Source organism: Sphingobacterium sp. BIGb0116 (genome assembly GCF_024808035.1).
Taxonomy (GTDB): Bacteria; Bacteroidota; Bacteroidia; order Sphingobacteriales; family Sphingobacteriaceae; genus Sphingobacterium; species Sphingobacterium paramultivorum.
This window is the reverse complement of sequence record NZ_JANUDT010000010.1, coordinates 38828-64638: the sequence shown is the minus strand read 5'-3', so window position 1 is coordinate 64638 and position 25811 is coordinate 38828. Positions and strand designations below refer to the sequence as shown.

The 25811-nt window shown below is 38.2% G+C and carries 22 protein-coding genes; 10 read left to right on the top strand and 12 right to left on the bottom strand.

The annotated features are described in order from the left end of the window. The gene (locus tag M2419_RS21725) at positions 1–1374 is read left to right on the top strand and encodes a S9 family peptidase (protein WP_159731390.1); all 1374 of its coding nucleotides are present in this window, start codon (positions 1–3) and stop codon (positions 1372–1374) included. Positions 1375–1533: 159 nt separating this feature from the next. Here M2419_RS21725 and M2419_RS21720 read toward each other — a convergent pair whose 3' ends face one another. Together M2419_RS21720 and M2419_RS21715 are read right to left on the bottom strand one after the other, a co-directional pair. Then, positions 1534–2241, bottom strand: a complete 708-nt coding sequence (locus tag M2419_RS21720; RefSeq protein WP_159731388.1) for an SDR family oxidoreductase — start codon at positions 2239–2241, stop codon at positions 1534–1536. Positions 2242–2243: 2 nt separating this feature from the next. After that, positions 2244–3158 (bottom strand): lysylphosphatidylglycerol synthase transmembrane domain-containing protein, encoded by a 915-nt coding sequence (locus M2419_RS21715; protein ID WP_075990891.1) that lies wholly within the window; start codon positions 3156–3158, stop codon positions 2244–2246. A 474-nt stretch (positions 3159–3632) separates the two neighbouring features. Here M2419_RS21715 and M2419_RS21710 point away from each other — a divergent pair, with 474 nt between their 5' ends. The 3 genes from M2419_RS21710 to M2419_RS21700 all read left to right on the top strand — a co-directional run bounded on the left by M2419_RS21710 (position 3633) and on the right by M2419_RS21700 (position 6612). Then, positions 3633–4187, top strand: coding sequence for a lipocalin family protein (locus M2419_RS21710; protein ID WP_046674905.1), 555 nt, complete (start codon positions 3633–3635; stop codon positions 4185–4187). 248 nt (positions 4188–4435) lie between these two features. After that, positions 4436–5587 (top strand): GDP-mannose 4,6-dehydratase, encoded by a 1152-nt coding sequence (gene gmd, locus M2419_RS21705; RefSeq protein WP_046674906.1) that lies wholly within the window; start codon positions 4436–4438, stop codon positions 5585–5587. A gap of 98 nt (positions 5588–5685) precedes the next feature. Next, positions 5686–6612 (top strand): hypothetical protein, encoded by a 927-nt coding sequence (locus tag M2419_RS21700; protein WP_153848173.1) that lies wholly within the window; start codon positions 5686–5688, stop codon positions 6610–6612. Between the two features lie 313 nt (positions 6613–6925). On the opposite strand, the gene M2419_RS21695 is transcribed toward M2419_RS21700, so the two are convergent. The 5 genes from M2419_RS21695 to M2419_RS21675 form a co-directional block, all read right to left on the bottom strand. After that, positions 6926–10672, bottom strand: coding sequence for a HAMP domain-containing sensor histidine kinase (locus M2419_RS21695; protein WP_159731386.1), 3747 nt, complete (start codon positions 10670–10672; stop codon positions 6926–6928). A gap of 169 nt (positions 10673–10841) precedes the next feature. Next, positions 10842–11615 (bottom strand): succinate dehydrogenase/fumarate reductase iron-sulfur subunit, encoded by a 774-nt coding sequence (locus M2419_RS21690; RefSeq protein WP_259255605.1) that lies wholly within the window; start codon positions 11613–11615, stop codon positions 10842–10844. Between the two features lie 14 nt (positions 11616–11629). Next, positions 11630–13564: a fumarate reductase/succinate dehydrogenase flavoprotein subunit gene (locus tag M2419_RS21685; RefSeq protein WP_088160104.1), complete on the bottom strand. Its 1935-nt coding sequence runs from the start codon at positions 13562–13564 to the stop codon at positions 11630–11632. Between the two features lie 57 nt (positions 13565–13621). Then, entirely contained in the window at positions 13622–14392 is a 771-nt protein-coding gene (locus M2419_RS21680) for a succinate dehydrogenase cytochrome b subunit (RefSeq protein WP_046674909.1), read from the bottom strand. 171 nt (positions 14393–14563) lie between these two features. Further along, entirely contained in the window at positions 14564–15160 is a 597-nt protein-coding gene (locus M2419_RS21675; RefSeq protein ID WP_153848169.1) for a porin family protein, read from the bottom strand. 87 nt (positions 15161–15247) lie between these two features. Here M2419_RS21675 and M2419_RS21670 point away from each other — a divergent pair, with 87 nt between their 5' ends. The 6 genes from M2419_RS21670 (at position 15248) to pruA (ending at position 19603) form a co-directional block, all read left to right on the top strand. Continuing rightward, entirely contained in the window at positions 15248–15457 is a 210-nt protein-coding gene (locus M2419_RS21670; protein ID WP_070561956.1) for a hypothetical protein, read from the top strand. After that, entirely contained in the window at positions 15454–15795 is a 342-nt protein-coding gene (locus tag M2419_RS21665) for a tRNA-binding protein (RefSeq protein ID WP_153848168.1), read from the top strand. The genes M2419_RS21670 and M2419_RS21665 overlap by 4 nt, the downstream gene beginning before the upstream one ends. A gap of 9 nt (positions 15796–15804) precedes the next feature. Beyond that, complete coding sequence (locus M2419_RS21660) at positions 15805–16272, top strand: nucleoside deaminase (RefSeq protein WP_046674913.1); 468 nt, start codon at positions 15805–15807, stop codon at positions 16270–16272. Positions 16273–16373: 101 nt separating this feature from the next. After that, positions 16374–16982, top strand: coding sequence for a superoxide dismutase (locus M2419_RS21655; RefSeq protein ID WP_120333147.1), 609 nt, complete (start codon positions 16374–16376; stop codon positions 16980–16982). 155 nt (positions 16983–17137) lie between these two features. Then, positions 17138–17797 (top strand): peptide-methionine (S)-S-oxide reductase MsrA, encoded by a 660-nt coding sequence (msrA, locus tag M2419_RS21650; protein WP_159731384.1) that lies wholly within the window; start codon positions 17138–17140, stop codon positions 17795–17797. Between the two features lie 168 nt (positions 17798–17965). After that, entirely contained in the window at positions 17966–19603 is a 1638-nt protein-coding gene (gene pruA / locus M2419_RS21645) for an L-glutamate gamma-semialdehyde dehydrogenase (RefSeq protein ID WP_159731382.1), read from the top strand. A 61-nt stretch (positions 19604–19664) separates the two neighbouring features. Here pruA and M2419_RS21640 read toward each other — a convergent pair whose 3' ends face one another. From M2419_RS21640 to M2419_RS21620, 5 genes are all read right to left on the bottom strand, one after another. Next, positions 19665–20846 (bottom strand): metallophosphoesterase, encoded by a 1182-nt coding sequence (locus M2419_RS21640; RefSeq protein ID WP_259255604.1) that lies wholly within the window; start codon positions 20844–20846, stop codon positions 19665–19667. 18 nt (positions 20847–20864) lie between these two features. After that, positions 20865–21632 carry an endonuclease/exonuclease/phosphatase family protein gene (locus M2419_RS21635; RefSeq protein ID WP_182330305.1) on the bottom strand — a complete coding sequence of 256 codons (768 nt, stop codon included), beginning with the start codon at positions 21630–21632 and terminating at the stop codon, positions 20865–20867. Between the two features lie 190 nt (positions 21633–21822). After that, a complete protein-coding gene (gene recA / locus M2419_RS21630) occupies positions 21823–22848 on the bottom strand; it encodes a recombinase RecA (RefSeq protein ID WP_153848162.1) in 1026 nt (341 codons plus the stop codon). A gap of 67 nt (positions 22849–22915) precedes the next feature. Then, positions 22916–23593, bottom strand: a complete 678-nt coding sequence (gene nth, locus M2419_RS21625) for an endonuclease III (protein ID WP_153848181.1) — start codon at positions 23591–23593, stop codon at positions 22916–22918. Between the two features lie 439 nt (positions 23594–24032). Further along, positions 24033–25658, bottom strand: coding sequence for a S8 family serine peptidase (locus tag M2419_RS21620; protein ID WP_259255603.1), 1626 nt, complete (start codon positions 25656–25658; stop codon positions 24033–24035). Positions 25659–25811 lie beyond the last annotated feature (153 nt).

The following is a 25811-nucleotide window of genomic DNA, read 5'->3' as shown; positions in this document are numbered from 1 at the left end:
ATGAGAAAAATTTTATACCTATTTATCATTTGTTTCCACTTTTCATGTTCCCATGCACAGACATTTGATGGATCATGGAAGGGCGAGGTTGAGGTTTCGGGGCAGAAGTTGCTGCTGGTGTTCAACATTCAAAAAGATAGCGCAGGGAAGTGGAATGGAACCTTTGAGAGTCCGATGCAAACAGCGCAGAAATTTGCAATCAATCAAATACGTATAGAGCACGATTCCATTTGGATGGACGTTAGGAATATAGGTCTTCTGTATGCTGGCTTTTTGGATCGGGATAAAGATGTTATGAAAGGAGTGATGAAGCAGGGTCCTTTTGAATCTGCTATGATTTTGGTACGAAGCGAGAACGAACAGAGTGGGCTTTCTCGTAAACAGGATGTTTTCCCCCCTTATAGCTATACGGAAGAGGAAGTGGAATTCAAAAATAGCGCGGGCAATGCGCTACTTACGGGTTCCCTGACTTATCCCAAAAGTGGAGGGCCGTTTCCTGCGGTAGTATTAATCAATGGCAGTGGGCAACAAAATAGAGATTCTGAAGTGTTTGGTCACAGGCCATTTAAGGTGCTTGCTGATCGTCTTACGAAAAATGGTTTTGCCGTATTACGTTACGATGACAGGGGAGTAGGTGGCTCCAAAGGAGAAGTTAATTTGGCAACAACGATTGACTTTGCTTCCGATGCCAATGCTGCAGTTGATTTTCTAAGCAAAAAAGCTGTAGTTGATGTGGATAAAATCGGGATGATTGGCCATAGTGAGGGCGCTTTAATTGCTGAAATAGTGGCATCAGAAAATAGTAAAGTAAAATACATAGCGCTTCTATCCGGACCTGTGATTAAAGGTGATTCCCTACTGATCTTACAAAGTTACGCCTTGGGGAAAGTCGGTGGTTTATCTGAAAAGGCTTTGGATGTAAATAAAGCAAATAATCGAAAATTGTATAATATTCTATTGGAAGACGAGCCACCAAAAGTATTGGCCGAATCGTTGGAAAAAGAACTTATTCAGCAAAATAACGGGAATCCACTGACTCCTGATATGAAGATTAAACTTAGTCCAATGATGAGCCCCTGGTTTAGAACGTTTCTTCGCATCGATCCAGCTTATTATCTGAAGCAGGTGAAAGTACCGATTTTCGCTTCCTTCGGGGGAAAGGATGTTCAAGTCCCGGCGAATGAAAACATCTATTGTCTCCAACACCTGCATTTAAACACCACCGACGTCACCATTAAGGATTATCCTAATTTGAATCACCTTTTTCAAAATGCGCAAACAGGAAAAATTGAAGAATATTTTGAAAACTCAGAGAGCTTTAATGAACAATTGATGGATGACCTTACGAAATGGCTTAAACTGAAAACAAATTGATTTAATCAACTAAAGGCTGCGGATTTTAATATTTTTTCCGGATCAAATAAGTTTAAAAAAATCGGGACCATTTAATAGTGCATTAAATGGTCCTGACTATATTAGATAAACCTGAGTGTATTAGAACAAGGGATATCTCTTTGAAGTGCGCTATTCCAATTAGGGTGTTGTATTGGCTACGGGAAGTATTTTCCCATTGAAATAGTGATGCCCATTTTGAGCGAAATCTGCGATGTAGCGTCCCATTTCAAAGGCTAAAGTACCCGCTTCAACACCTGGAAAAGCAGCTTCGAACATTTCAGTCTGAGCAGATCCTAAGGCTAGGCAGTTCACTTTGATTCCCTTTTCCTTAAATTCCTCCGCTAAGCATTCTGTAAGCACTGCTAATGCAGCTTTACTGGTTGAATATGCCGAAAGTCCGGGAAACTTTAGGGATCCCTGGAATCCGCCCATACTGCTAATATTGACAATATGTGAGCCTGATTGCATCATGGGAACAACGTGTTGTATCATATTGACGTGTCCCATCACATTGGTTTGTAGCATTTCAGCAAAATCCTTTCCATCAGTTTCCATAAATGGCTTATTGATGAGTGCTCCAGCATTGTTAATCAAGATATCAACCTTATCAAATTTTGATTGGATGAAGGGAACGAGAGTAGTATAGTCATCGTAGACAATATCAAATTGAGCCGGATATAAAGTGCCGCCATCATAGTTGAGCTGACCTGCAATTTCATGAAGTTTTCTCAGTTTGTCTGCTGATCTAGCCAAAGCAATTACTTTGTTGTCCTTTTTAGAGGTCAAATCCAATACCGCTTCAAATCCAACACCACTGCTTGCACCTGTAATAATAATATTTGCCATGTTTATTCTTCTAGTTTTTGACTTTGTTCAACTTCTTCTGCGGAAGGTAATTTGTCCTCGCCAATTGCTTGCGGATGAAAGATAAAGTAAATCCCCGAAAGAGCAACGAGAGCGGAAATAATATAAAATAACAATGTGATCAAAACCGCATTGTGAGAGTCTACCTGGAATATGCCAGCTCCCCACATAATCACAAGTTCACGCATGCCCAATCCCCCAACAGAAAACGGAATGATTGAAACCAAAGAAGATGCAAGGAATAGAAATAGGTACGGAGAGAACTTACCGCTAAAACCTAAGGCATAAAGAATGAGGATTGCTGCGAGAACCTGCATTGATTGTACACCAATAGCCTTTAAATGTGCTCTTAGAAATGTTGCCTTGTATTCCTTAAAGAACTTGGTTACGATAAAGTAATAGAGAACGCTCCCTATAATAAATAAAATGATGGTAAGATAGTTTGGAATCCCTAGCTGTGGCATATAGGTAACCAGCGCTGCGATGATAAGGCATAGTGCCCATAGGCCGCTTAATCTGTCTAAAAATAGGGCCGTGAATAATTTTCTTCCTTTAATATTGAATCTTTTCCTGAGGAAAAATATCTTATATCCATCTCCGCCAACACCCCCAGGTAGAATGAGGTTATAAAATAGGCCAAGTTGGTACAATTTCAAATTATATTTTTCCGTGACATCCAGACCGATTGCCTTTAAAAAGGTTAATAAACGCGAAGAGGAAATAAAAATGGAGATACTATAAGCGACTAAAGCAAAGAATAGATAGAGCGGATTGGAATTGATGACAGCTTCTTTCAGATCCTTTAGAGATACCTTGCTGAATACCCAATATAAGGCTCCCACAGTAACAACGATCTTTGCTATATTTTTGGCTATTTTGAGCCCCTTTTTTTTATCCATAGAAATTATACGTCCAATCTTGTTCAGCTGTAATTAGCGATTTGGCGAATCCAAAGTTAGAAACTTTGTCGAATTGTGCAATTGTGCTTAAGCTATCGTTGGGTAAATTCTTGAATACAATAATATCAAATATAAAATACCAAAGATAGTCGCAAGAGAAAATAGCCAATTTAGGTCAATTCTGTTATATTTGTGCTTGAGCACAGCGATCATCAATCCAATGATGAAGCAAAATAATAAAATAGGAGCGACAAGCGCGATCTTATTGGTAAATGCAAGGCTGATTTGATTCAATTTGCTTTTTGCTTCCTGTCCTAAAAAAAGCGGATAAGAAGCAAAGGCCAATAAAATGATAAATAACCTTAACAGCGTTTTTGCGATTATTTTGCTTATGGTATGATTTTTGGCTGTAATCTTCATGATTTGTGGATTAATTTACCCCAAAAATACAATTTGAAATTAAAATTTATACATATGAATCGATTCGTTTTATCATTAGCAACAGTTTTTGCTACGGTGACCTTATTTTCTTGTGGAGCACAAAAGCAAGGTACATCAACTGGAAATCCTTCTTCCAATACGAGTGCAGCTTCTGGTCCTAGCGCTTCGGATTGGAAATCCGCTGTAAAAGGAACGTGGACATTGAATACAATCGATAGAGAGAATTTACCTTCTTCATTCACGATTAAAAGTGTATTTGAAGAGGCTCCTGCAGAATGTTTCGTAGGTAGTACATGGAATTTTATTGGAAATGGTAAAGGATCAATTACATTTAATGCGCAAGGAACTTTATGTGCTCCGGGTGCATCACGTGAGATCTTTTGGTCTATCTATAACCCTGGAAAAGGCTTAGGAGAACCTCAGTTTCAATTTAAAAAGATTTATGCAGGCGATAAGGCGAAGAACGTAACAACAGGTTACCGTTTGGATTTATCTTATTCGGATGGGAATAAATTAGTTATGCGCATGCCATTGACTGTTGCTAACGGAGAAGCCTATTTAGTGTTTAATTTTACGCGTTCGAACTAAACGTAAACGATAAAAGAAGAATAACAGAAAGCTATAGGAATTCCTATGGCTTTTTTTGTTTAAAATTTAATACTTTTACACTCCCAATTCATTATGATTTATTTGTGCCATAGGCTGCGGAATTTACCGATACAGTGAAAAAGCCAACTATGCATGATAATCTTGTGGGCGGATAAGCTTATTTTAAGTATGAAAATGGGATATATACCTAACGATTTCGTCAGGTATTGCTTAATCTAGAGAGAAACATGGCTGAACAAAACACGAAAACTGCTTTAATAACAGGTATAACAGGACAAGATGGTGCCTATCTAGCAGAATTCCTATTGAAGAAAGGTTACAAAGTACACGGTTTAAAGCGTCGCAGTTCTTTATTCAATACAGATCGTATTGATCATCTTTATCAAGATCCCCATCTTGACAATAGAAATTTCACATTGCATTTTGGTGATTTGACGGATTCAACCAACTTAATCCGTATTATACAGGAAACACAGCCTGACGAGATTTACAATCTTGCGGCGCAATCTCACGTAAAAGTTAGTTTTGATACGCCGGAATATACTGCAAATGCCGATGGTATCGGTACCTTGCGGATTCTTGAAGCAGTCAGATTATTGGGAATGATTGAGAAAACCCGTATCTATCAGGCTTCTACTTCCGAGCTGTATGGATTGGTGCAAGCGGTTCCACAAAGTGAAACAACACCTTTTTATCCGCGAAGTCCTTATGCTGTAGCAAAAATGTACGGTTATTGGATTACTGTCAATTATCGTGAAGCCTATAAGATGTATGCCTGTAATGGAATTTTATTTAATCACGAGAGCCCTGTAAGGGGAGAGACTTTTGTGACACGTAAAATTACCAGAGCTGTAGCAAAAATCGCGCTAGGGCTACAGGATAAATTATATCTTGGTAATCTGTCGGCACAACGCGACTGGGGGCATGCCAAAGATTATGTAGAAGCAATGTGGTTGATTCTACAACAAGAAACCGCAGAAGATTTTGTGATTGCTACAGGTGTGACAACAACTGTAAGGGACTTTGTTCGCATGGCTTTTGCAGAATTGGGAATCGAGATTGAGTTCAGTGGAAAGGGAGAGCAGGAGAAGGGGGTAATTATCGATATTGACGAGGAGCGCCTAGCCCAGTTAAATATTGATAAGTCGCTGATTAAATTCGGTCAGACTGTTGTCAAAGTTGATCCAGCATATTATAGACCAACTGAAGTCGATTTACTTATTGGTGATCCGACTAAAGCAAATACAAAACTTGGATGGACGCCAAAATATGATCTTCAGATGTTGGTAACAGATATGGTACAATCCGATCTTCACCTGATGAGAAAGGAAGAATACTTAAAACAAGGCGGATTTGAGACCTTGAATTATTTTGAATAATTCATAATTGGTAATAAAAAATAAAACTGGAATAATTTTTGTTTAAACATTCAATAGTATAAATTATAGATTTATACCTATGAATATGACAGTATATTATGATAAATTCAGAAGTTGTTTCGAGTAAGAAAGAAGAAGAAAAGAAGAAAGATTCTTCGAAGATTTACTTCTTTATCATTGCGATAGCAGCATTACTTGCAACGAACATATATTTTTATGTCAAGTTTAAGACCAATGGTGAAAAGGTCTATACACTTACAGTGGAAAAAGAAAATTTGCAGGTACAAATCGATCGTATTGAAGCTGAATTGGATAAAATTGATGTAGAAAATGTCCAATTGACTCCAGAGATGTCCGTGCAGAAGGATGATTCCAGAGCTGAGATCGCAGAGCTTCGTAAAAAACTTGAAAATAAGAGTATTACTCCAAAAGATATCGATGAAGCACAGCACAAGATCAATCAGCTTAAGAAGCAGGTGGATACTTATCGTGTAAATGTGCAGCGGCTGATTCAGGAAAATCAGATTTTATCGAAGCAAAACTCCAACTTGAGCGAATCTGTTGTCGAAAAAGAAAAACAGATTACTTCATTAGTTACATCAAATTCGGATCTGAAAGAGAAGGTTGCAACTGCTTCAGCATTAAAGGTTTCAAGCATCAGTATAAATGGCCTTGAAGTCAAAAAGAATGGAAAGGAATTTGTAGAGGAACGCGCTAAAAAAATTGATAAGTTAAAAATCAATTTTACCATTGCTGATAACCCCTTAGCAAAAAATGGAGAACGTGATATCTATGTCAGAATTATAGATCCACAGGGAAATCTGGTCGTGCAAGGTGATAATATTTTCTATGTACATGGCGAGAAATTACAATATACTTTTAAACACAATATTTTATTTACCAACAAAGGTGAAGATTATATCGTCTATTGGGCAGCAGAGGAAGGATTCTCTAAAGGGGCCTATACGATTTTGTTATATGAAGATAATGCAATTATGGGACGATCTACTGTTGTATTGCGTTAAAAATAAATATACTATAAACAAAAAAGCTCTTTGCAGTCATGCAGAGAGCTTTTTTGTTTATAGTATACTGTTCTTGTTATACTGACCCTTAAAACAAAAGAGTAAGGCTATCCATTAACTGGTTAGTTTTATGCTATCAGTGTTTGAGTTATGAGGTGCCCTAATTGAACGCTACATTTTTATTTACATTAGTTGGCATGACGACCCCTTCTTTACACAAATGGAGCGGCAGGTCCTTATTAGATATACTGGAGATAGGTTTCATATACGCTTTCTTCGATGTCTTATTTTTGTTGATTGTTATCTGCACATATTAAGACTCTACCTGTTGCAAAGGAAGCAGTATATGAAACGTCGTACCTTCGCCTTCTACAGTCTCAAAATAAATTTGCCCATTACTGGCTTCAATTGTTTTTTTGACAAGAACTAGCCCTAAACCGTTTCCTGAACTCTTTGTCGTGAAATTAATCTGGAAAATTTTATCCTGCATCTCTTTGGGAATTCCATAACCATTGTCTTTGATGTCTATCTTGACAAATTTGTCTGAGTAGCGTTCAATGGAAATCTCGATCTTCATGTTTTTTCGTCCATAACCGCCTTCAATTGCATTTTTTATTAAATTATTGAAGGTTCTCAATAGCTCATTACCATCAGCCTTAACAATAAGGGTTTTGTGATCAGCATTGTTAATGAGACGAATACTTACATTTGGTGTATTGTTGTACAAGGAAATGGACTTTGTTATTTTTTCTACAATATTGATGTTTTCCATTACCGTATTTGGGAATTTTGCGAAGTGCGAAAATTCTGAGGCAATATGTGTCAATGCATCGATTTGTTCGATAAATGAAGTGGAGAATTTATTGAAGCGATCCGGAAATTTAGGGTCCTCATCTTTGTACGATCTACGGAGTTGCTGAATGCCTAATTTCATTGGTGTCAGCGGATTTTTGATTTCATGGGCTATCTGTTGAGCCATCTCGCGCCAAGTGGATTCTCGCTCAGTATCTTTGATTTTATTGGCATAGTCCTCAAGTTTTATGATCATGAGATTATATTCTTTGATCAATGTACCTATTTCATCATTTCGTTGCCAAAACAGAGGTTCGTTGGGTTGTCCCAGGCGTAGTTGTGAGATCTTCTTACTGATGATGCTCAATGGATTGGTGACACTGTTGGCCACAAATGTCGCATAAAAACCAAAGCCTATGATGATCAGCGAATAAATGTTCACTATCGTATTTAAAAGAAGATTTTTATTGATATTTTCTTCCTTCTGAAGCGAGAAGTTTGGTATACCTATATAAGCCAGTGTATTATAGTTTTTATCCCTGATGGTGGCATAACTGGTCTCAAATTGAAAAGTGCCTATACGCTCATCTTCAATCGTCTCCGATTTTTTTAAGATAGAAAGATTCTTCAGTGCAGCTGGATTAATGAATGTAGAGAAAAGCTCCAGATCGTAGATTCTACGCTGTGAGCTATAAAGTAACCTGCCTGATTTGGAATAAAGATTGAAGTCTTTGGAAATAGTTTCAGATAATGTCTTGAGCATGCTGATAAGCTGCGTTTCGGTGGATGTTTCATCCGTGTAGGTCAACATATTTTCCATCCGTTTGCCCAATTCGATAATAAAACGTTCCTTACTTGCTCTATTATTATTATAAAGCTGCTTGTTGATACTTATATACGAAATTACCGCCGATATAAGGATCGCCAGTATTACTGATGAGATAATGGAGGTCTGAATACGTGTAGAGTACTGTATTTTATTTATTATTTTGTAGAACTGATATTTTAAATTACGGAAAGTTAGCTTGGTATTCTTGAGAAAGATATAGAATGATTTTATAAAATGGAAAAACATGAAAATCATAAAAAATACCAGGAACAAAAATGAAGTAGTCGCTAGATAATCCCAAAAAGAAGGTTTCTGTTTACTGATAACATATGTTGAGAATTTATTGGCAACATAAGCCATATGTAGGTATGCATCACGGTCCAGTACTTGAATATATTCTCCTGGAACACCTTTCAGCCCCCTTAAATTGTTCTCGTAGGTATATTTTCCAAACTGTGTTATTAAAGAGCCTCCTTTATAGAGGGCTATCGAATAATCCCCTTTATTATAATATTGTGAATTGTTGATCCGCATATCGGTGAGGATTTCGGGATAGGGAACCGTATAACTAAAATCTTTATTGGAAAGATTGATGATGACATTGACAACCCTATTTTGGTCAATGGCGACAGGAATAATGGAGAAGTATTCATGCGTACCTAATTCCGCACTGGCACGGTAGAAGTTCTGCGTGACTTTTATAGACTTGTTGATTACCTTTTCTCGATATTCATTGATCTTATTCTGACTGGCTGGATTGAGGGGAATATTATTTTGATCATAATAATATGCTTTGAACTCATACTTGGAAAGATAGCCACTAAAATACTTTTTCTTGATAAAATCGTTGATCCCTTCGGTATTGGTATAGGGTAGACTGATATTAAATAAATGTTTTAATTCTTCATCGTTTGCTATGCTGCTTTCAATATCAGAGAATAATGAAACAGCATTGACATCATCTTCTGATTGTAGATTACTCAACAAGATTTTCATGTCGATTAAGTTCCGTTCCTGATAGAAACGTGCGTGCGTGATCGCACTTATGATTGCCCAAAGTATCAGTACAGCGATATAATTTGTTAATATATGTCGGTCGAAATACTTCTCGCCAAATGATTTAATAAGGATGATCAGTGCAAGTAACAAATTGACCAGGCTATTTTTCTCTATATAGAAGGAAATGATCAGGATGACAAAAATGACACATGCCAGTTGAATATTGAGTAGCTGCGTCGGTTTTAATTCTAATTTTTTAAGAAAAAATAGTACAAGATCAATGTAGATACTTAAGGCCAAAATACCCATGCCAACAATGCCTAGATCTACCCAACTTAAGAAATGTAAATCGACAAGTTTTGTGAAATCAAAATAGATGTTGTTGGAGTGTGTAATCAATGTACCAGCGATATCATACAATAGACCGAACGATAGATATATACTTAGAATAAATCCGATTGCGATAGGAATTCTAAAGAGCCGGATGTTTTTTATTTTGTCAAAGTTGAGCTCTTTGCGAATTGCATAGATAAATAGAACCAACCATAGCACCAATATGGTGGTGGACATCACGGACCATATATTAGGGAAGAAACGGTTGTAAGCATAATTACGCGAGTCGAAAATTGAAAATGTCGCATTTTCGGACAGCAGATTCCATTTAAGATCAGCAAATTTGACAAGGCTAAATATCGATAACAGCAGGATTGCAGACCACCAGGCCCGTCCTGTCTTGGCCATATGTAAGCAGAGGCTATTGAAGAAGATCAGTAATGCGATCCAGGCAAGTAGCCAGCAGAAGAATTGCAAAATTGTATAGGCATTTTCATGCTCTCCATCTTTCAGCTTAACGGAGAACAGATAAGACCCCTCATTGCTATAGATATTTTTAATGGTGACCGTGTCTGTATAGGAGGCAATGTCAATATTTCTGGTGTCGAAGAAGTTTCTCCGCAAAGAGCTATTTAAATAGGGGTTGTTGTTATTTGTATAGCCTTTTACAATAATATAGGCGAGTATACTGATATTGCCAATTGTTTTTTTTCGAACAACGTAAGAACGGTTATCATCCTGAATAAAATTGGATTTTTCTGGAAATCCCTGATCTGTAATAGGTACAAATAGATGCGTGCTCCACATCTTCGGTTCATGGTCCTTAAAGAGAAATAAATAAACCTTCTCATTGGTTTTAAACTTTTCAAATGCCTGATAAACTGCTATCGGATACTGATCGTAGTTTTTAAATGTTTTGAGTAGGAGTGAATCATTGAAAATTCGGTCGACTTTTTTCTCTTGTTGAGCGATATAATCATTGAGTGATTTTGTATCAATGTCCAGTATTTCCTTATTGGTAACAGATTCTTTAATGGTGATAGCTGTTCCTATAAAGCATAAAGTCAAGATAAGTAGGAGTAATCGAATTTTTATACCAGAATTCACGTTCGTCAATTTACATTATTGTAAATATAAAAAAAAGTCCTTGCTTTCTTAGGGCAAGGACTTTTATATTATTTTTCTGAACTATCTATTTTCATGGGCCAGAAAGAATCTTCATTAGATTTCTTTAGCTGTTGATGCTAGCGAAAACATGAAGGATTTAATACGCTAATTAAACGTGTGGTTCTTCTTGACGGAAGATTTTGGCAGTCAAATACTCGCGGTTTAGACGAGTAATGTTTGTTAATTTGATACCAACAGGACATTCTGCTTCGCAAGCTCCAGTGTTCGTACAGTTACCAAAACCTTCTGCATCCATTTGATCTACCATTGCCTGTGCACGTTCGTAACGCTCAGTTTGGCCTTGAGGTAATAAGGCAAATTGAGATACTTTTGCAGACACAAATAACATTGCAGAAGCATTTTTACATGCTGCAACACAAGCACCACAACCGATACATGTAGCCGATTCGAATGCTTCGTCAGCAATACGTTTAGGGATCGGAATAACATTGGCATCAGGAACACCACCTGTATTGACATTTACATATCCGCCCGCTTGTTGAATGCGGTCAAAAGCCGTACGGTCTGTTGCAAGGTCTTTCAATACCGGGAATGCAGCAGCTCTCCAAGGTTCTATCACGATAGTCTGTCCATCGTGGAAGCTACGCATGTGCAATTGACATGTTGTGGTACCTTCTTTAGGACCGTGAGGGCGACCGTTGATTACTAATGAACACATCCCACAGATACCTTCACGACAGTCGTGATCGAAATATACAGGATCTTCTCCTTTACGAGTCAATTCTTCATTGACAATATCAAGCATCTCTAAGAAAGACATATCATCAGCGATATCGTTTGCCTGATAAGTTACAAATTGACCTTTATCTTTATCATTTTTTTGACGCCAAACTTTCAGCGTTAAATTCATATGTTGTGCCATGATAATTTTCCTTCTTATTTATAACTTCTTTGTGTTAACTGAACGTTCTCGAATACCAAGTCTTCCTTGTGTAATTCCTCAGGTACATTGTCTCCTTTGTATTCCCAAGCAGATACATAGGCGAATTCATCATCGTTACGTTTTGCTTCACCTTCTTCAGTTTGGCTTTCTAAACGGAAGTGACCACCACAAGACTCAGCGCGTTGCAATGCGTCAACAACCATTAACTCACCTAACTCTAAGAAGTCAGCTACGCGACCAGCTTTTTCTAAAGAAAGATTTAATTCTTCGTTCTCTCCAAGTACTCTAACGTTTGTCCAGAATTCTTTTTTCAACTCTTGGATCAAACCTTGTGCTTTTTGTAATCCTTCAGCTGTACGAGCCATACCACAATATTCCCACATGATGAGACCTAGTTTTTTGTGGATATCATCAACAGTTTCTGTACCGTTTAAAGACAATAATTTGTTGATTTTGTCTTCAACTTCCTTACGTGTAGCTTCGAAGGCAGGATGGCTGTGATCTACTGGTGCGAATGAGCCTAATTTAGCTAAGTAATCACCCACAGTGTAAGGAATTACGAAATAACCATCGGCAAGACCTTGCATCAATGCAGATGCACCTAAACGGTTTGCACCGTGGTCAGAGAAGTTACACTCACCTAAAGCATACAAACCAGGGATTGTAGTCATCAAGTTGTAGTCAACCCATACGCCACCCATTGTGTAGTGAACAGCCGGGTAGATACGCATTGGTTGTTTGTATGGGTTCTCGTCAGTGATTTGGTAGTACATGTCAAATAAGTTACCGTATTTAGCACGTACTGCATCTTCGCCTAGACGACCGATCGCTTCTTTAAAATCCAAGAATACGGCGAAACCAGTTTTACCAACACCACGACCATCATCAACGGCTTCTTTTGCATTACGAGATGCTACGTCACGTGGTACCAAGTTACCGAATGAAGGGTATTTACGCTCCAAGAAATAGTCTCTGTCGTCTTCTTTGATATCATTGGCTTTGATCTCACCTTTACGTAATCTTTCTGCCATTTCTTGAGTTTTAGGAACCCATACACGGCCGTCATTACGTAAAGACTCTGACATCAATGTCAATTTGGATTGGTGATCGCCTGTTACCGGAATACACGTTGGGTGAATTTGTGTGTAACAAGGGTTTGCAAAGTAAGCACCACGTTTGTGTGCTCTCCAAGCTGCTGTAACGTTACATCCCATTGCATTTGTAGACAAGAAGAATACGTTACCGTAACCACCAGTACACATCAATACTGCATGTGCAGCATGAGTTTCGATTTTACCTGAAACCAAGTCACGAGTTACAATACCTTTAGCATGACCATCGATCATAACTAAGTCTAACATCTCATGACGCGTATAAGATTTTACTTTTCCTTTTTTGATTTGACGGTTTAATGCTGAATACGCACCTAACAACAATTGTTGTCCAGTTTGACCACGCGCATAGAACGTACGGCTTACCTGAGCACCACCGAAAGAACGGTTGTCCAATAAACCACCATATTCACGTGCAAAAGGAACACCTTGCGCAACACATTGGTCGATGATGTTGACAGATACTTCTGCCAAACGGTAAACATTTGCCTCACGTGAGCGGTAGTCACCACCTTTGATTGTATCGTAGAATAAACGGAAAACAGAGTCTCCGTCGTTTTGGTAGCTCTTTGCTGCGTTAATACCACCTTGTGCCGCAATAGAGTGCGCACGACGAGGTGAATCTTGGTAACAGAAGGTAATTACATTATATCCTAATTCGGCTAAAGATGCTGCTGCAGATGCACCAGCAAGACCTGTACCAACAACAATAACAGTAAATTTACGTTTGTTAGCAGGGTTAACCAACTTAAGATTAAATTTATAATTTGACCACTTTTGGGCTAATGGGCCCGCTGGTACTTTTGAATCTAACATATCTCTTAATTTTATATTGATCGATAAAGCCAGAGCTTTATCTTAAAAGATTCTGAATTATTTAAAGAAGAAAAACAATGGCATTATTGCAAAGCCAATTGGAATTAATACCCCAAATACCCAAACACCGATTGCTCTGATGATTCCAATATATCTTCTGTGGTTAAAACCTAAAGTTTGGAATGCAGATTGGAAACCATGAATTAAGTGGAATGCCAAAGCTGCCATCGCAATAACATACAAAGCTACCAATGCAACATTTTTGAATGCAAAGTCAACTTGCTTGTACAAATCTCTCGCTTTTAAGATTTGAACATTGTTTTCTACCGTTTCTTGGTAGTCGTGGAATTCAGAAGCTTGAAGTTCTCTCGCTGTGGTTTGTCCAGTTGCCAAATCAGTACGGTATTCAATGTACGGCACTTCATCATTGTGAAACTTCCACCAAAAATTAGACATGTGCGTAGCTAAGAATACTAAAATGACAGTACCTAAGATACCCATGTTGCGTGAATTCCACTTGCTGTTTGCTTGACCATCATATTTGGCATAACCAATAGGACGAGCGGCCTTGTTTTTCATCGACAATGTAATGGCGTAGATGACGTGAACAATTACCGAAGCATACAATAAGTAAGAAACAACTTTGATTGGTGTAAAGTGAGTCATAAAATAGGCGTACTTGTTGAACGCTAGACCCGCATCATCTTTAAATAATTGCAAGTTACCAACCAAGTGAACAACTAGGAATAAACATAGGAAGATTCCTGTTAAGCTCATGATTAGCTTCTTCCCAATCGAAGAACTGAAAACTGGCTTTGATTTACTCATTATCCTTGTAATTTAATTTGAATTAGGCAAATCTACTATTTGCTATTAAATATGATACCATTTTGACAAGAAAAAGCAACAATTTAGAACGGTTCTAAAGTTTATTGAAATAAAAAGTCCGTTTTGAATAAAAACGGACTTTCTAACGGTATATGAACAGTGTTTAACGAACTATAGAATACTGAATAATCTATAGCCTAAACCGATACTCCACATGTTAATTTTTGGATTTGCCTGGCTCTCATTGTTGACTTTGTTTAAGCCCATTTCGTATCTTACATCGACACGTAAGCTTGAAATGTCAGCACCTACACCGAAGGCCCAAGAAGTACCACTCTTTTTATAGTTATTTGGGTTCAACTGATCAATGACTTTATCTTGCTTGTCATCTACTTTAAATGAAAATATAGGACCAGTCTGGATTCTTGCTCCGATAGGGCCCAAACCAAAGCGCTTGCCCAATAAAATAGGAACATCAACCGTTGTAAATTTTACATCTGTCGATTCGCCATTCTCAGCTTTCACTGTCGTGTTTTTACCGGTTAAATAAACCTCAGGTTGAATATGGAATCCCAATACACCAACACGTCCATAAAGACCTGCTTGGTAGCCTGCTTTTGTGTCTGAATTGAAATATTTGCCATCGCTTTTAAGCTTAGAGAAGTTCAAGCCTCCTTTTACACCCACCTCAAACCCGGGCAGAAGCTGCGCTTGTGCCGTTGCTACGCTACCACAAATCAAAAGTAATGCTGGTAAAATCTTTTTCATAATCTTTTATTTATGTATATATTGTATCTTTAAACAAACTTTTACAGTTCAGTAAAGATATACAAATTTTATACCTAAATCTTAGTTATGCTGAAAATTAACGAAGAACAATGGCAAGTAGCCAAAGAAAAACTCCGTCGCAAGTACAACCACTTAAGTGATGAAGATTTAGCTTTTCAAGCAGGAGAGGAAGATAAACTGATCAATAGATTGTCTTTACGTTTGGGAAGAAAACCTTCATATGTTTTGTTTACAATAGGTAAAGAGATTCAGGATATTAGTAGCAACCGATTATGAGTGATGCCATTAGTTGGGGCGATTTCGAGAAAGTGGATTTACGGGTAGGAACGATCCTGGATGCAAAAGACTTTCCAAAAGCGAAGAAACCAGCTTATCAACTGGAACTAGATTTTGGAGATGAAATCGGTATATTACAGAGTAGTGCCCAGATTACAGTACACTATAACAAAGAGGAGCTGATCGGAAAGCAAGTGGTTGCAGTCATAAACTTCCCCAGAAAGCAGATTGCTAATTTCTTTTCTGAGTGCTTGGTAACAGGATTTCCTGACGAAAATGGAGATATTATTTTGACATCAGTCGACAAAAAATTACCAAATGGATCTAAACTTAGTTAAGTTTGTACCATGACATTTATAGATTTTGAAGGAACACAACTCATCGATAGTGACGAGTCGTTCATGCGTATGGCATTGAATGAAGCTAAGGTTGCGTACGAAGAGGGAGAGGTACCTATTGGGGCGGTTATTGTTCATCGAGGACGTGTTATAGGGAAAGGTCATAATTTGACGCAGCGATTGAATGATGTGACAGCTCACGCTGAGATGCAGGCTTTTACGGCAGCTGCAAATTACCTTGGAGGCAAATACCTGGATGAATGCACATTATATGTTACTATTGAACCTTGTATTATGTGTGCCGGAGCGGCCTATTGGACACATATTGGTAAAATAGTCTATGGAGCCAAAGATGAAAAGCGTGGTTATTCTCATTTTCACGATAAAATATTACACCCCAAAACTGTCATTACACATGGCGTTTTGCAGGAAGAATGTGCTGATCTGGTAAAATCATTTTTTCGTCAAAAACGGTAGAGAGATAATGGATTTATTGTAATACATAAAAACATAACCGTGTATATTATGTTATATTTGTATATATAAACGAAGTAATAAACATTTAAATTAAAATAGATATGGCATTTGAATTAGAAGCGTTACCATACGCAGCCGACGCATTGGAACCACATATTGACAAAACTACAATGGAAATCCACCATGACAGACACCATCAGGCATATGTGGATAACTTAAATAAAGCAATCGCAGGAACAGACGCAGAAAACCTATCGTTATTGGATATCATCAAAAATGTAAGTAAATATTCTGCGGCAGTACGTAACAACGGTGGTGGTCACTACAACCACTCTTTGTTTTGGAAAGTTTTAGGCCCAAATGCTGGCGGAGCTCCAACAGGTGAGTTAGCTGAAGCAATCAATGCTACTTTTGGTTCATTTGATGAATTGAAAAAGCAACTTCAAGCTGCTGGTGCAACTCGTTTTGGATCAGGATGGGCTTGGTTAATTGTTGGTGCTGATGGTAAATTAGCTGTAACTTCTACACCAAACCAAGACAATCCATTGATGGATGTTGCTGAGGTAAAAGGCACGCCTATCTTAGGTATCGACGTTTGGGAGCATGCTTATTATTTGAAATTCCAAAATAAGCGTCCGGCGTATTTAGAGGAAATCTTTAATGTTATCAATTGGGATGCAGTAGCACAAAACTATGCTGCAGCAAAATAAGTGATCATTTGATAGAAAAATAGAAAAGCGACAATAAGTTATTATTGTCGCTTTTCTATTTTAGAAACAAAACGTCGTTAGTGTTTGTTTATAGAACATCAATTTGACTCCAATAATTAAAGGAAGAAAAACGGATGGAAGAAAGATAGCTATTTATGAGAAATATTCTGATATTTTTAACAGTACTTTTTGCATTGAACTCTTGTCAGGGGCAGCAACAGGGGCCGCGGGTAAAGAAACCTGATTTCACCAAATTACCTGCAAAAAATAGGGCAAGTTTGGATACGGCGACATTTGCGGCGGGATGTTTTTGGTGTACTGAGGCACAGTTTAAGGAGTTAAAGGGTGTTGTAAATGTTGTTTCAGGATATACTGGCGGATGGGTAGCAAATCCAAGTTATGCGCAGGTTTGTACCGGGAGTACAGGACACGCAGAAGCAACCAATATTATTTTTGATCCTAAAGTGATCAGCTACGACAGATTATTGGAAGCCTTTTTTGTGGCACATGACCCAACGGAGCTCAATCGTCAGGGAAATGATGTTGGCACGCAATATCGTTCGGCTATTTTTGTACACGATAAAGAGCAGCTTGACAAGACTCAATATTATCTTTCGGTCTTGGAGAAAGAAAAAGTTTTTAACAAACCCATTGTAACCGAAGTAGTTCCGGCAACAGTATTTTATCCGGCAGAAGACTATCATCAAGATTATTATAGATTAAATGGAAAAGAACCCTATTGCCAATTGGTCATTAAACCGAAATTGGAAAAATTTAAACGTATCTTTTCCACTGTGCTCAAAGCGGGACAGTAACTTTGGGTATTCATAAAATTTGAGGTAATTTTACTTCTATTAGCGCTATTTAGTATCATGCTAATAAGTTGAAACCATGGTTTCTTATGTAAATAATGGTTAAACAAACTTGATAGCTTCATGACTGTTAAATAGCATTTTTTTGGATGAATAATAAATAATTGTAATATGTCTAAAGGATTTTTTACAGTTCCTGTTCCTACCAATGAACCGGTGTACACATACGCTGTCGGAACGAAAGAACGTAAATTGTTGAAAGCAGCAATTGATGAGGCACGTTCTAAACAAATCGATATCCCAATGTATATTGGTGGTAAAGAAATCACTACTTCTAAAAAAGTAAACCTAGCTCCTCCACATGACCACCAACATATTTTAGGTCAATACAATCAAGGCGATAAATCTCACGTTACAGATGCAATCAATGCAGCTTTAGCCGCAAAAAAAGATTGGGAAAATCTTACTTGGGAAGATCGTGCTGCGATATTCTTAAAGGCTGCTGAATTGATTTCGGGAAAATATCGTTATGAGTTGAATGCTGCTACAATGTTGGGGCAATCGAAGAACCCATATCAGGCAGAAATTGATTCGGCATGTGAAATCATAGATTTCTTGCGTTTCAATGTGCAATATCTTAGTGAAATCTATAAACAACAACCTCCAGTATCTGGTAAAGGTGTTTGGAACCGTGTAGAACAACGTCCTCTTGAAGGTTTTGTATTTGCATTGACTCCATTCAATTTTACAGCTATTGCGGGTAATCTACCTTCTTGTGTTGCAATGATGGGAAATGTTGTGGTATGGAAACCATCCAATACACAAATCTATTCAGCAAATGTATTGATGAAAATCTTCCGTGAAGCTGGGCTTCCGGATGGTGTAATCAACTTGGTATATGTTTCAGGTCCTGACGCTGGCGATGTGATTTTCCAACACCCTGATTTCGCTGGTATCCACTTTACCGGTTCAACAGGAGTATTCCAAGATATCTGGAAAACGATCGGTAACAATATCCACCGTTATAAAACATATCCACGTATTGTTGGTGAGACTGGTGGTAAGGATTTTATCGTTGTACACCCTTCGGCTGATTTAAAAGTGGCGAATACGGCTTTAGTTCGTGGCGCTTTTGAATACCAAGGTCAAAAATGTTCTGCAGCATCACGTGCATATATTCCAAAATCATTGTGGCCGGCATTGAAAGAATCTATGACTACTGACGTAAAATCTTTTACAATCGGTGGAACAGAAGATTTTACAAACTTTTTCAATGCTGTAATTGATGAAAAGTCATTTGATAAATTAGCGAAGTATATCGACAAAGCTAAAGAATCTAATGAAGCAGAAATTGTAGTGGGCGGTACATACGATAAATCTAAAGGGTATTTCATTCATCCAACAATCATTGAGGCTTCAAAACCAGATTACGAAACGATGGTTGAGGAGTTATTCGGACCTGTATTGACCGTATATATTTACGAGGATGCTAAGTTTGAAGAAACTTTAGATATTGTTGATACAACATCTATTTATGCCTTGACAGGATCGATTATAGCACAAGACCGCTATGCCATTAGTTTAGCAACAGATAAATTGAGACATGCCGCTGGTAACTTCTACGTGAACGATAAGTGTACAGGTGCTGTCGTAGGTCAACAACCGTTTGGCGGTGCTAGAGGCTCGGGTACAAACGACAAAGCGGGATCAATGATCAACTTGCTTCGTTGGGTGTCTCCACGTACAATCAAAGAGACATTTAATCCAGATACAGATTATAGATATCCTTTCTTGGAAAAAGGAGAATAAGCGAAGCTAGCATTATAGGTTTGTTAAATATAGAAAAGGACGCTTAATTAAGCGCCCTTTTCTATTTCTTAAATAATCCCAATTCGGTACCATCGTCTCTTGTCATCCGTATAGCCAGTGACTTGCTGTTCCCGGATACATCGATAACTGTTCTTTTACCTACTTTGGGACCTCCGCCTATAAAAACAGGATAATTATGGTCTTTATCTGCCGGGTAGTATCCATATTGATGGGTATGGCCAGAGATAATGGCATCAATTTTATATTTTTGAAATAGGGGATGAAAACATGCTCTATTGTCCAGGGTGCCATGCCAATCATCCGAATGAAAAATTGGAATATGGCTAATGACGACCGTGTGTTGGGCTCTCTTTCTTTCCTTGGACTGGAGGACCTGTTCCAGCCATTTAGCCTGTTCTTTTCTGTAGTTATCATAATCTACTGTTCCGGCGTACACTTCATGGTTATCGGGCTTGTCCTCACCACTGTCCAACATGATCCAAAAAATAGGTCCCCTTTTAAAAGCTTGGTAGTACTTATTGTCAGGATAACCAAAATATCGTTTGAAATTACGTGCGAAGGATCCCCTTGTCTCATGGTTTCCCCGATTCATAATGAATGGTTTGCTTGTCGCAAAAAATTCAATTGGCTTTAGTAGTTTCTCTGTAATATCTTGCTGATTGGTGACATAATGGAAGGAATCACCATTCAGTACAAAAAAATCATAGGGTGAAATATCCTGACGCGGGATAAGATCAAGATAGCTGCTTTTTTCCTCATGCACATCGTTATAGACCAGACATCGAATCTGCTCTTGATTATTCCGGGCTAATTTAGCCTCAAAAATAGGGCTTTCTATTTCTTGACCGTATACGATTTTATAAGGATCGAATTTTTGGATTTCCTTCGCCTTGACGCGATAGCGAAACGATCGGGGTGCGTCCTCAATAGTAAAATGAAAGAAATCAGTATTGGCATTGATCATCCCATCCTCGGATTGGTAGATCTTTTTTTGGACATTCCCTGTGTTGTCGAGAATCTCGAGCCAAGCAAAGGCATCTTTGCTCAAAATCGTAAAAATACTGATTCCTGTTTCGGTTTGATTTTGTAGATAGGCAGGTACGACAAAGCTAAACTCGTTTTCTGCCTCATTGGCGTCTTTTTCTTGCGCAACGCTTATATTAGGTAATGTAATCCCGGCCAGAGCCAGGGATTCTAAGAATCTTCTTCTGTTAAAATTCATATTTAAGGTCACAAGTGGTTATTTAATGTTTATCTCGACATATAATGGCCGATGATCACTCGCATATTGTTCGTTCAGAATACGGTGGTTGGAAAATTTCGCAGCGGCAGATTTAGTAATCATGATATAATCGATTTCAGTGGTGGGCTTGTCTTGAGGGAAAGTAAACCCCTTGGTGATACTGGTTTTTTTAAATACTTTACCAAGCTCCGTAATGGCAGGATCTTTGGGCTCGGAGTTTAAATCACCGACGAGGATGGTGGGTAATTTTTCATTCTCGAAACGATTGGTGATGAATTTCGCCTGTTCGATTTTGTTTTTGTCCTTTAGATCCAGGTGTGTATTGGCAAAGAGGATTTTCCTTTTGTGAATTGTAACTTCGATGATAGATAAACTGCGCCTTTCGCTTTCCACAGGGGAGGGCAGAAAGTGTTTCTCTACACGTTCAATCGGACTTTTAGATAGGATAGCAGTACCATATTCGCCTTTTTCAAGATCTATTCCTTTGGAAAATACATAATGCATGTCTGTCAATTCTGCGAGTTTTTTTGCTTGGTTTTCAAAATAAGACCTACCGAGATTAACATCGATTTCTTGAAGCCCTACGAGATCGGCTTTTGAATTTTTAATAATCTTGGCAATTGTGTCAAGGTTGATAACTGATTCTTTTTCGGTGGGTGGGTTCCCATGGTGGATATTAAAGGAGAGTACGCGTATCGTTTGTGCATTTAGATGAAATACTGATCCTAGCAGTATCAAGAGGAATGGAATTAGTTTACGGTTCATTGTTTATATTAAGTTTAGCATTTGGATGTCGGATTTTAGTTCTTCCTGCTAAAATTAATAAAATCTATGAGTACAAATTGAAAACTTGAGACATGTAACAAAATAATCATTTAAGCACTTGAGCCTTCATGAAAAAAAATAGCCATCCTAAACAGAATGGCTACCTACATTATACTAATTTTTACAGGAACTAGTCTTGGTTTTCCTCGATGTTAAGCATTGGATCTTCTCCTGTTACTTCAGCGCGGATTTTAGCTTCAAGTTCATCCATTAAGTCTGGATTGTCGAATAATAAAGCTTTGACGGCATCTCTACCTTGTCCTAGTTTGGTCTCACCATAGCTAAACCAAGAGCCTGCCTTTTTGATGATGCCATATTCAACACCTAAATCAATGATTTCACCTACTTTAGAGATACCTTCACCAAAGATGATATCAAATTCCGCGATGCGGAAAGGAGGGGCTACTTTATTTTTTACAATCTTCACTTTTACGCGGTTACCCGATACTTCATCAGAATCTTTGATTTGTGATGTACGACGGATATCTAAACGTACAGAAGCGTAGAATTTTAATGCATTACCACCAGTTGTTGTTTCTGGGTTGCCAAACATCACACCAATTTTTTCACGCAATTGGTTGATGAAAATACAACAACAGTTTGTTTTTGAAATTGTACCGGTCAGTTTACGTAAAGCCTGAGACATCAAACGAGCTTGAAGGCCCATTTTAGAATCACCCATTTCGCCTTCGATCTCACCTTTTGGCACCAAAGCCGCAACGGAGTCAATAACAATAACGTCGATTGCACCAGAACGGATTAGGTTATCAGCAATTTCTAAACCTTGCTCACCATTATCTGGTTGAGAAATCAATAAATTTTCTACATCTACGCCTAATTTTTGAGCGTAATATTTATCAAAAGCATGCTCAGCATCAATGATTGCTGCAATACCGCCTTTTTTTTGTGCCTCTGCAACAATGTGAGTTGCTAAGGTAGTTTTACCTGACGATTCAGGTCCATATATTTCAATGATACGGCCTTTTGGTACACCGCCAATTCCTAAGGCAATATCCAAACCTAGAGATCCTGTAGAAATAGCCTCGATCGGCTCAACAGCAGTATCCCCTAATTTCATAATTGAACCTTTTCCAAAGTTCTTTTCCAATTTATCTAACGTCAGCTGTAAAGCTTTTAGTTTATCTGTGTTGCTCATATTTTTAGTATATATTTCTCAAAATTAAAAATTAAAAATCATAAACCAAATATTTTCACTAAAAAAATTAGTTTTTTGTTTCTGGTATAGCTGAGACACTTTTTATATGGTGATTTTTTTCAAAGTATTTACACATATAAGTGATAGGGCATTTCTCACACATTGGTTTTCGGGCCAGACATATATAACGTCCATGTAAGATCAGCCAATGATGGGCAATCGCAATTGTATCTTTGGGTAGATTTTTTACCAACTGTTTTTCCACGGCCAATGGCGTTGTCGCACGATAAGTTAGCCCAAGACGGTTTGCAACACGAAAAACATGTGTGTCTACAGCCATAGCGGGGTTATGATAAACAACAGAGGAAATGACATTAGCAGTTTTTCGACCTACACCTGGAAGTTTCACAAGATCCTCGATTTTTTCGGGTACAATATTGTCGAACTTTTCAATCAGTAGCTGAGCCATCCCCACAAGGTGTTTGGCCTTATTATTCGGATAGCTTACAGATCGTATATAGCTAAACACCTCGTCTACGCTGGAAGCCGCCAAGCTGTGTGCATCAGGGTAGCGTGCAAACAATTTGGGCGTGACTTGATTGATCCTTTTATCTGTACACTGTGCAGATAAAATAACAGCAACCAGTAATTCAAAGGGATTACTATAGTTGAGTTCTGTCTGTGCGTCAGGACTATTTTTGGAGAAATAATCTACGAAAGCCTTGTATCGTTCTTGTTTTAACATCGGTTCAAAACTAGCCAAAATTTCCATCAAAAAAGAAATTTTGAAACCTACTACACGGGGAATAGTCTGATTTTAATGTGCAAAACGGAAGGCAAATCTCAACTGTTTTGGATCGTAGATAAATCAAGGCAATATTAAGGTTAAAAAATAAGGCCTAATCTCCCAGATTAGGCCTTTCTTTTTTCCAGTTGTTTCGAATATGCCAGGATATTCTCTACACTTCTCTTGCTTGGATGAAGCAACATTTTTGGTAATTGAAGTTTCAATTCATTTTCTATGTCCTCGTCTGTCATTACCTTCTCGTTTTGGGTTAGCAAATTTTGAACTTCGTTTTCTGATTGGGTAAAGTTTTCTACCATAAGCATCCGTTGTTTTGTCTCTGTAAGTTAAATAATTAAACGGACAAAAGATAGTTTTGGTATAAAAAACGAGAAAATATTTATTTTTTCTTTTTGTTGGTATATTCCTCTGCTTTAATAATGGCGTTATAGGCATTGACGATTCCTCCGGTGACCGAGATGTCCGCTAATCTAACCGTTTTGGTGGCATCTTCACCAACCTTTATCTGTACCAGTTGGTTCGGCTTTTCCACCGATTCCATAATAATCTGTTTGGTTTCCACAGCGCTCAAATTGGGATAATAAGATCGAATCATTGCAGCCAGACCAGCGACAACGGGCGCAGCCATACTCGTGCCCTGTTCTTCTTTATACTTGGAATCTGGTACCGTTGAGTTGATGTGAACGCCAGGAGCGAAAACATCGACCGTTTTTTTACCATAATTGGAAAAATCGGCTAATAGTTCATTGTCCAAATGAAGGCCGGTTGCGCCTACGGTGATCCATGCATTGGCAACTCCGGTGGTATCACCTTTTCCATCCGTATAATACTTCATCGGAAAATTAGGTTCTATATCGTTATCTTCACTGTCATTTCCTGCGGCATGAACCATCAATACATCTTTGGATTCAGCATATCTGATGGCGTCGTCTACAGCCTGCTTATTATAAGCATAACTTTTCCCAAAGCTCATGTTCAGTACTTTGGCTCCGTTGTCTGCAGCGTAGCGAATAGCATTTGCGACGTCTTTGTCACGCTCATCACCATCAGGGACGAGTCTAACCGTGAGTATCTTAACGTTATCTGCTACTCCATTGATGCCTATATTATTATTGCGTTTTGCACCAATGATTCCTGCGACATGGCTGCCATGTAATGCATCTGGCCCCTTTACATCGGCGTTGCCATAATGTCGCTCTGAGGCATCTTCATAATTATCGCCAACAATAGGTCGAGAATCGTATGCTTTGTTTAAATGATAATCAACTTGATTGTTGAAATATTTTGCACCTTCGGTGATATCATCAAAAAATTTGGCAAAGCCGCCGTTGTGGATTTCGTCTTTTGCATAGCCTAGTGCGATACGTTGCGTATTTGTGGTTGCTTTGAAATTGTCTATATCCTCCTGTGTGATATCTTCAGGCTTTTTACCTATTTCACGTACCACAGCGTCTATGTTGCGTTTGAGTGCATCGTAGGAAAATTGGCCCATCTTAGCTTCTTCTAGCTTGCTTTTATATTTGGCAAGCATCTTTTGATAACTAGCGAAAGCTTTTCGACCAGCTTCATTGAGTTCTGTTGCCGCTGTGATGTTTGCAAACTTTTCGTCCAGTATCCTAAGCTGTCTTGTCAGCTCCAGGTTGTCGAACTGAACATCTTTTCCATTGGCGTTTCCAATAAAGTTCCAGCCATATTTATCATTGATATAGCCATTGCCATCATTATCTATATCATTTGCAAGACTATCCTTCACATTGATCCACACAACATCTTTGAGATCCTCGTGATAAACATCAACACCTCCATCCAATACGCCAACGATGACTGGAGTGGAGTTTCTTCCTTTCAATAAAGTTTTATACGTTTTTTCGGTACTGATTCCCATCACCCCATCCGTTTTATAATCCAAATTAAACCAATTTGCTGGAATGGTATCCGATTGTCCGAAAGAGATAAGTGGCAATGAGCCTAAAGCAATTAGATATAGTGATTTTTTTAAATTCATATGTAAATAATTCTTAATGAAGTGTCTGCTTTCAATGATTGCCATGAACGCATTCCACGCGGTTATTCTCTACTGTTTGTTTTAAATTTTTTTCAAGAGCGTGCCTGCTCATTTATTTCTAACTATAGCAGAATAGCAAAGATAATGCTAATG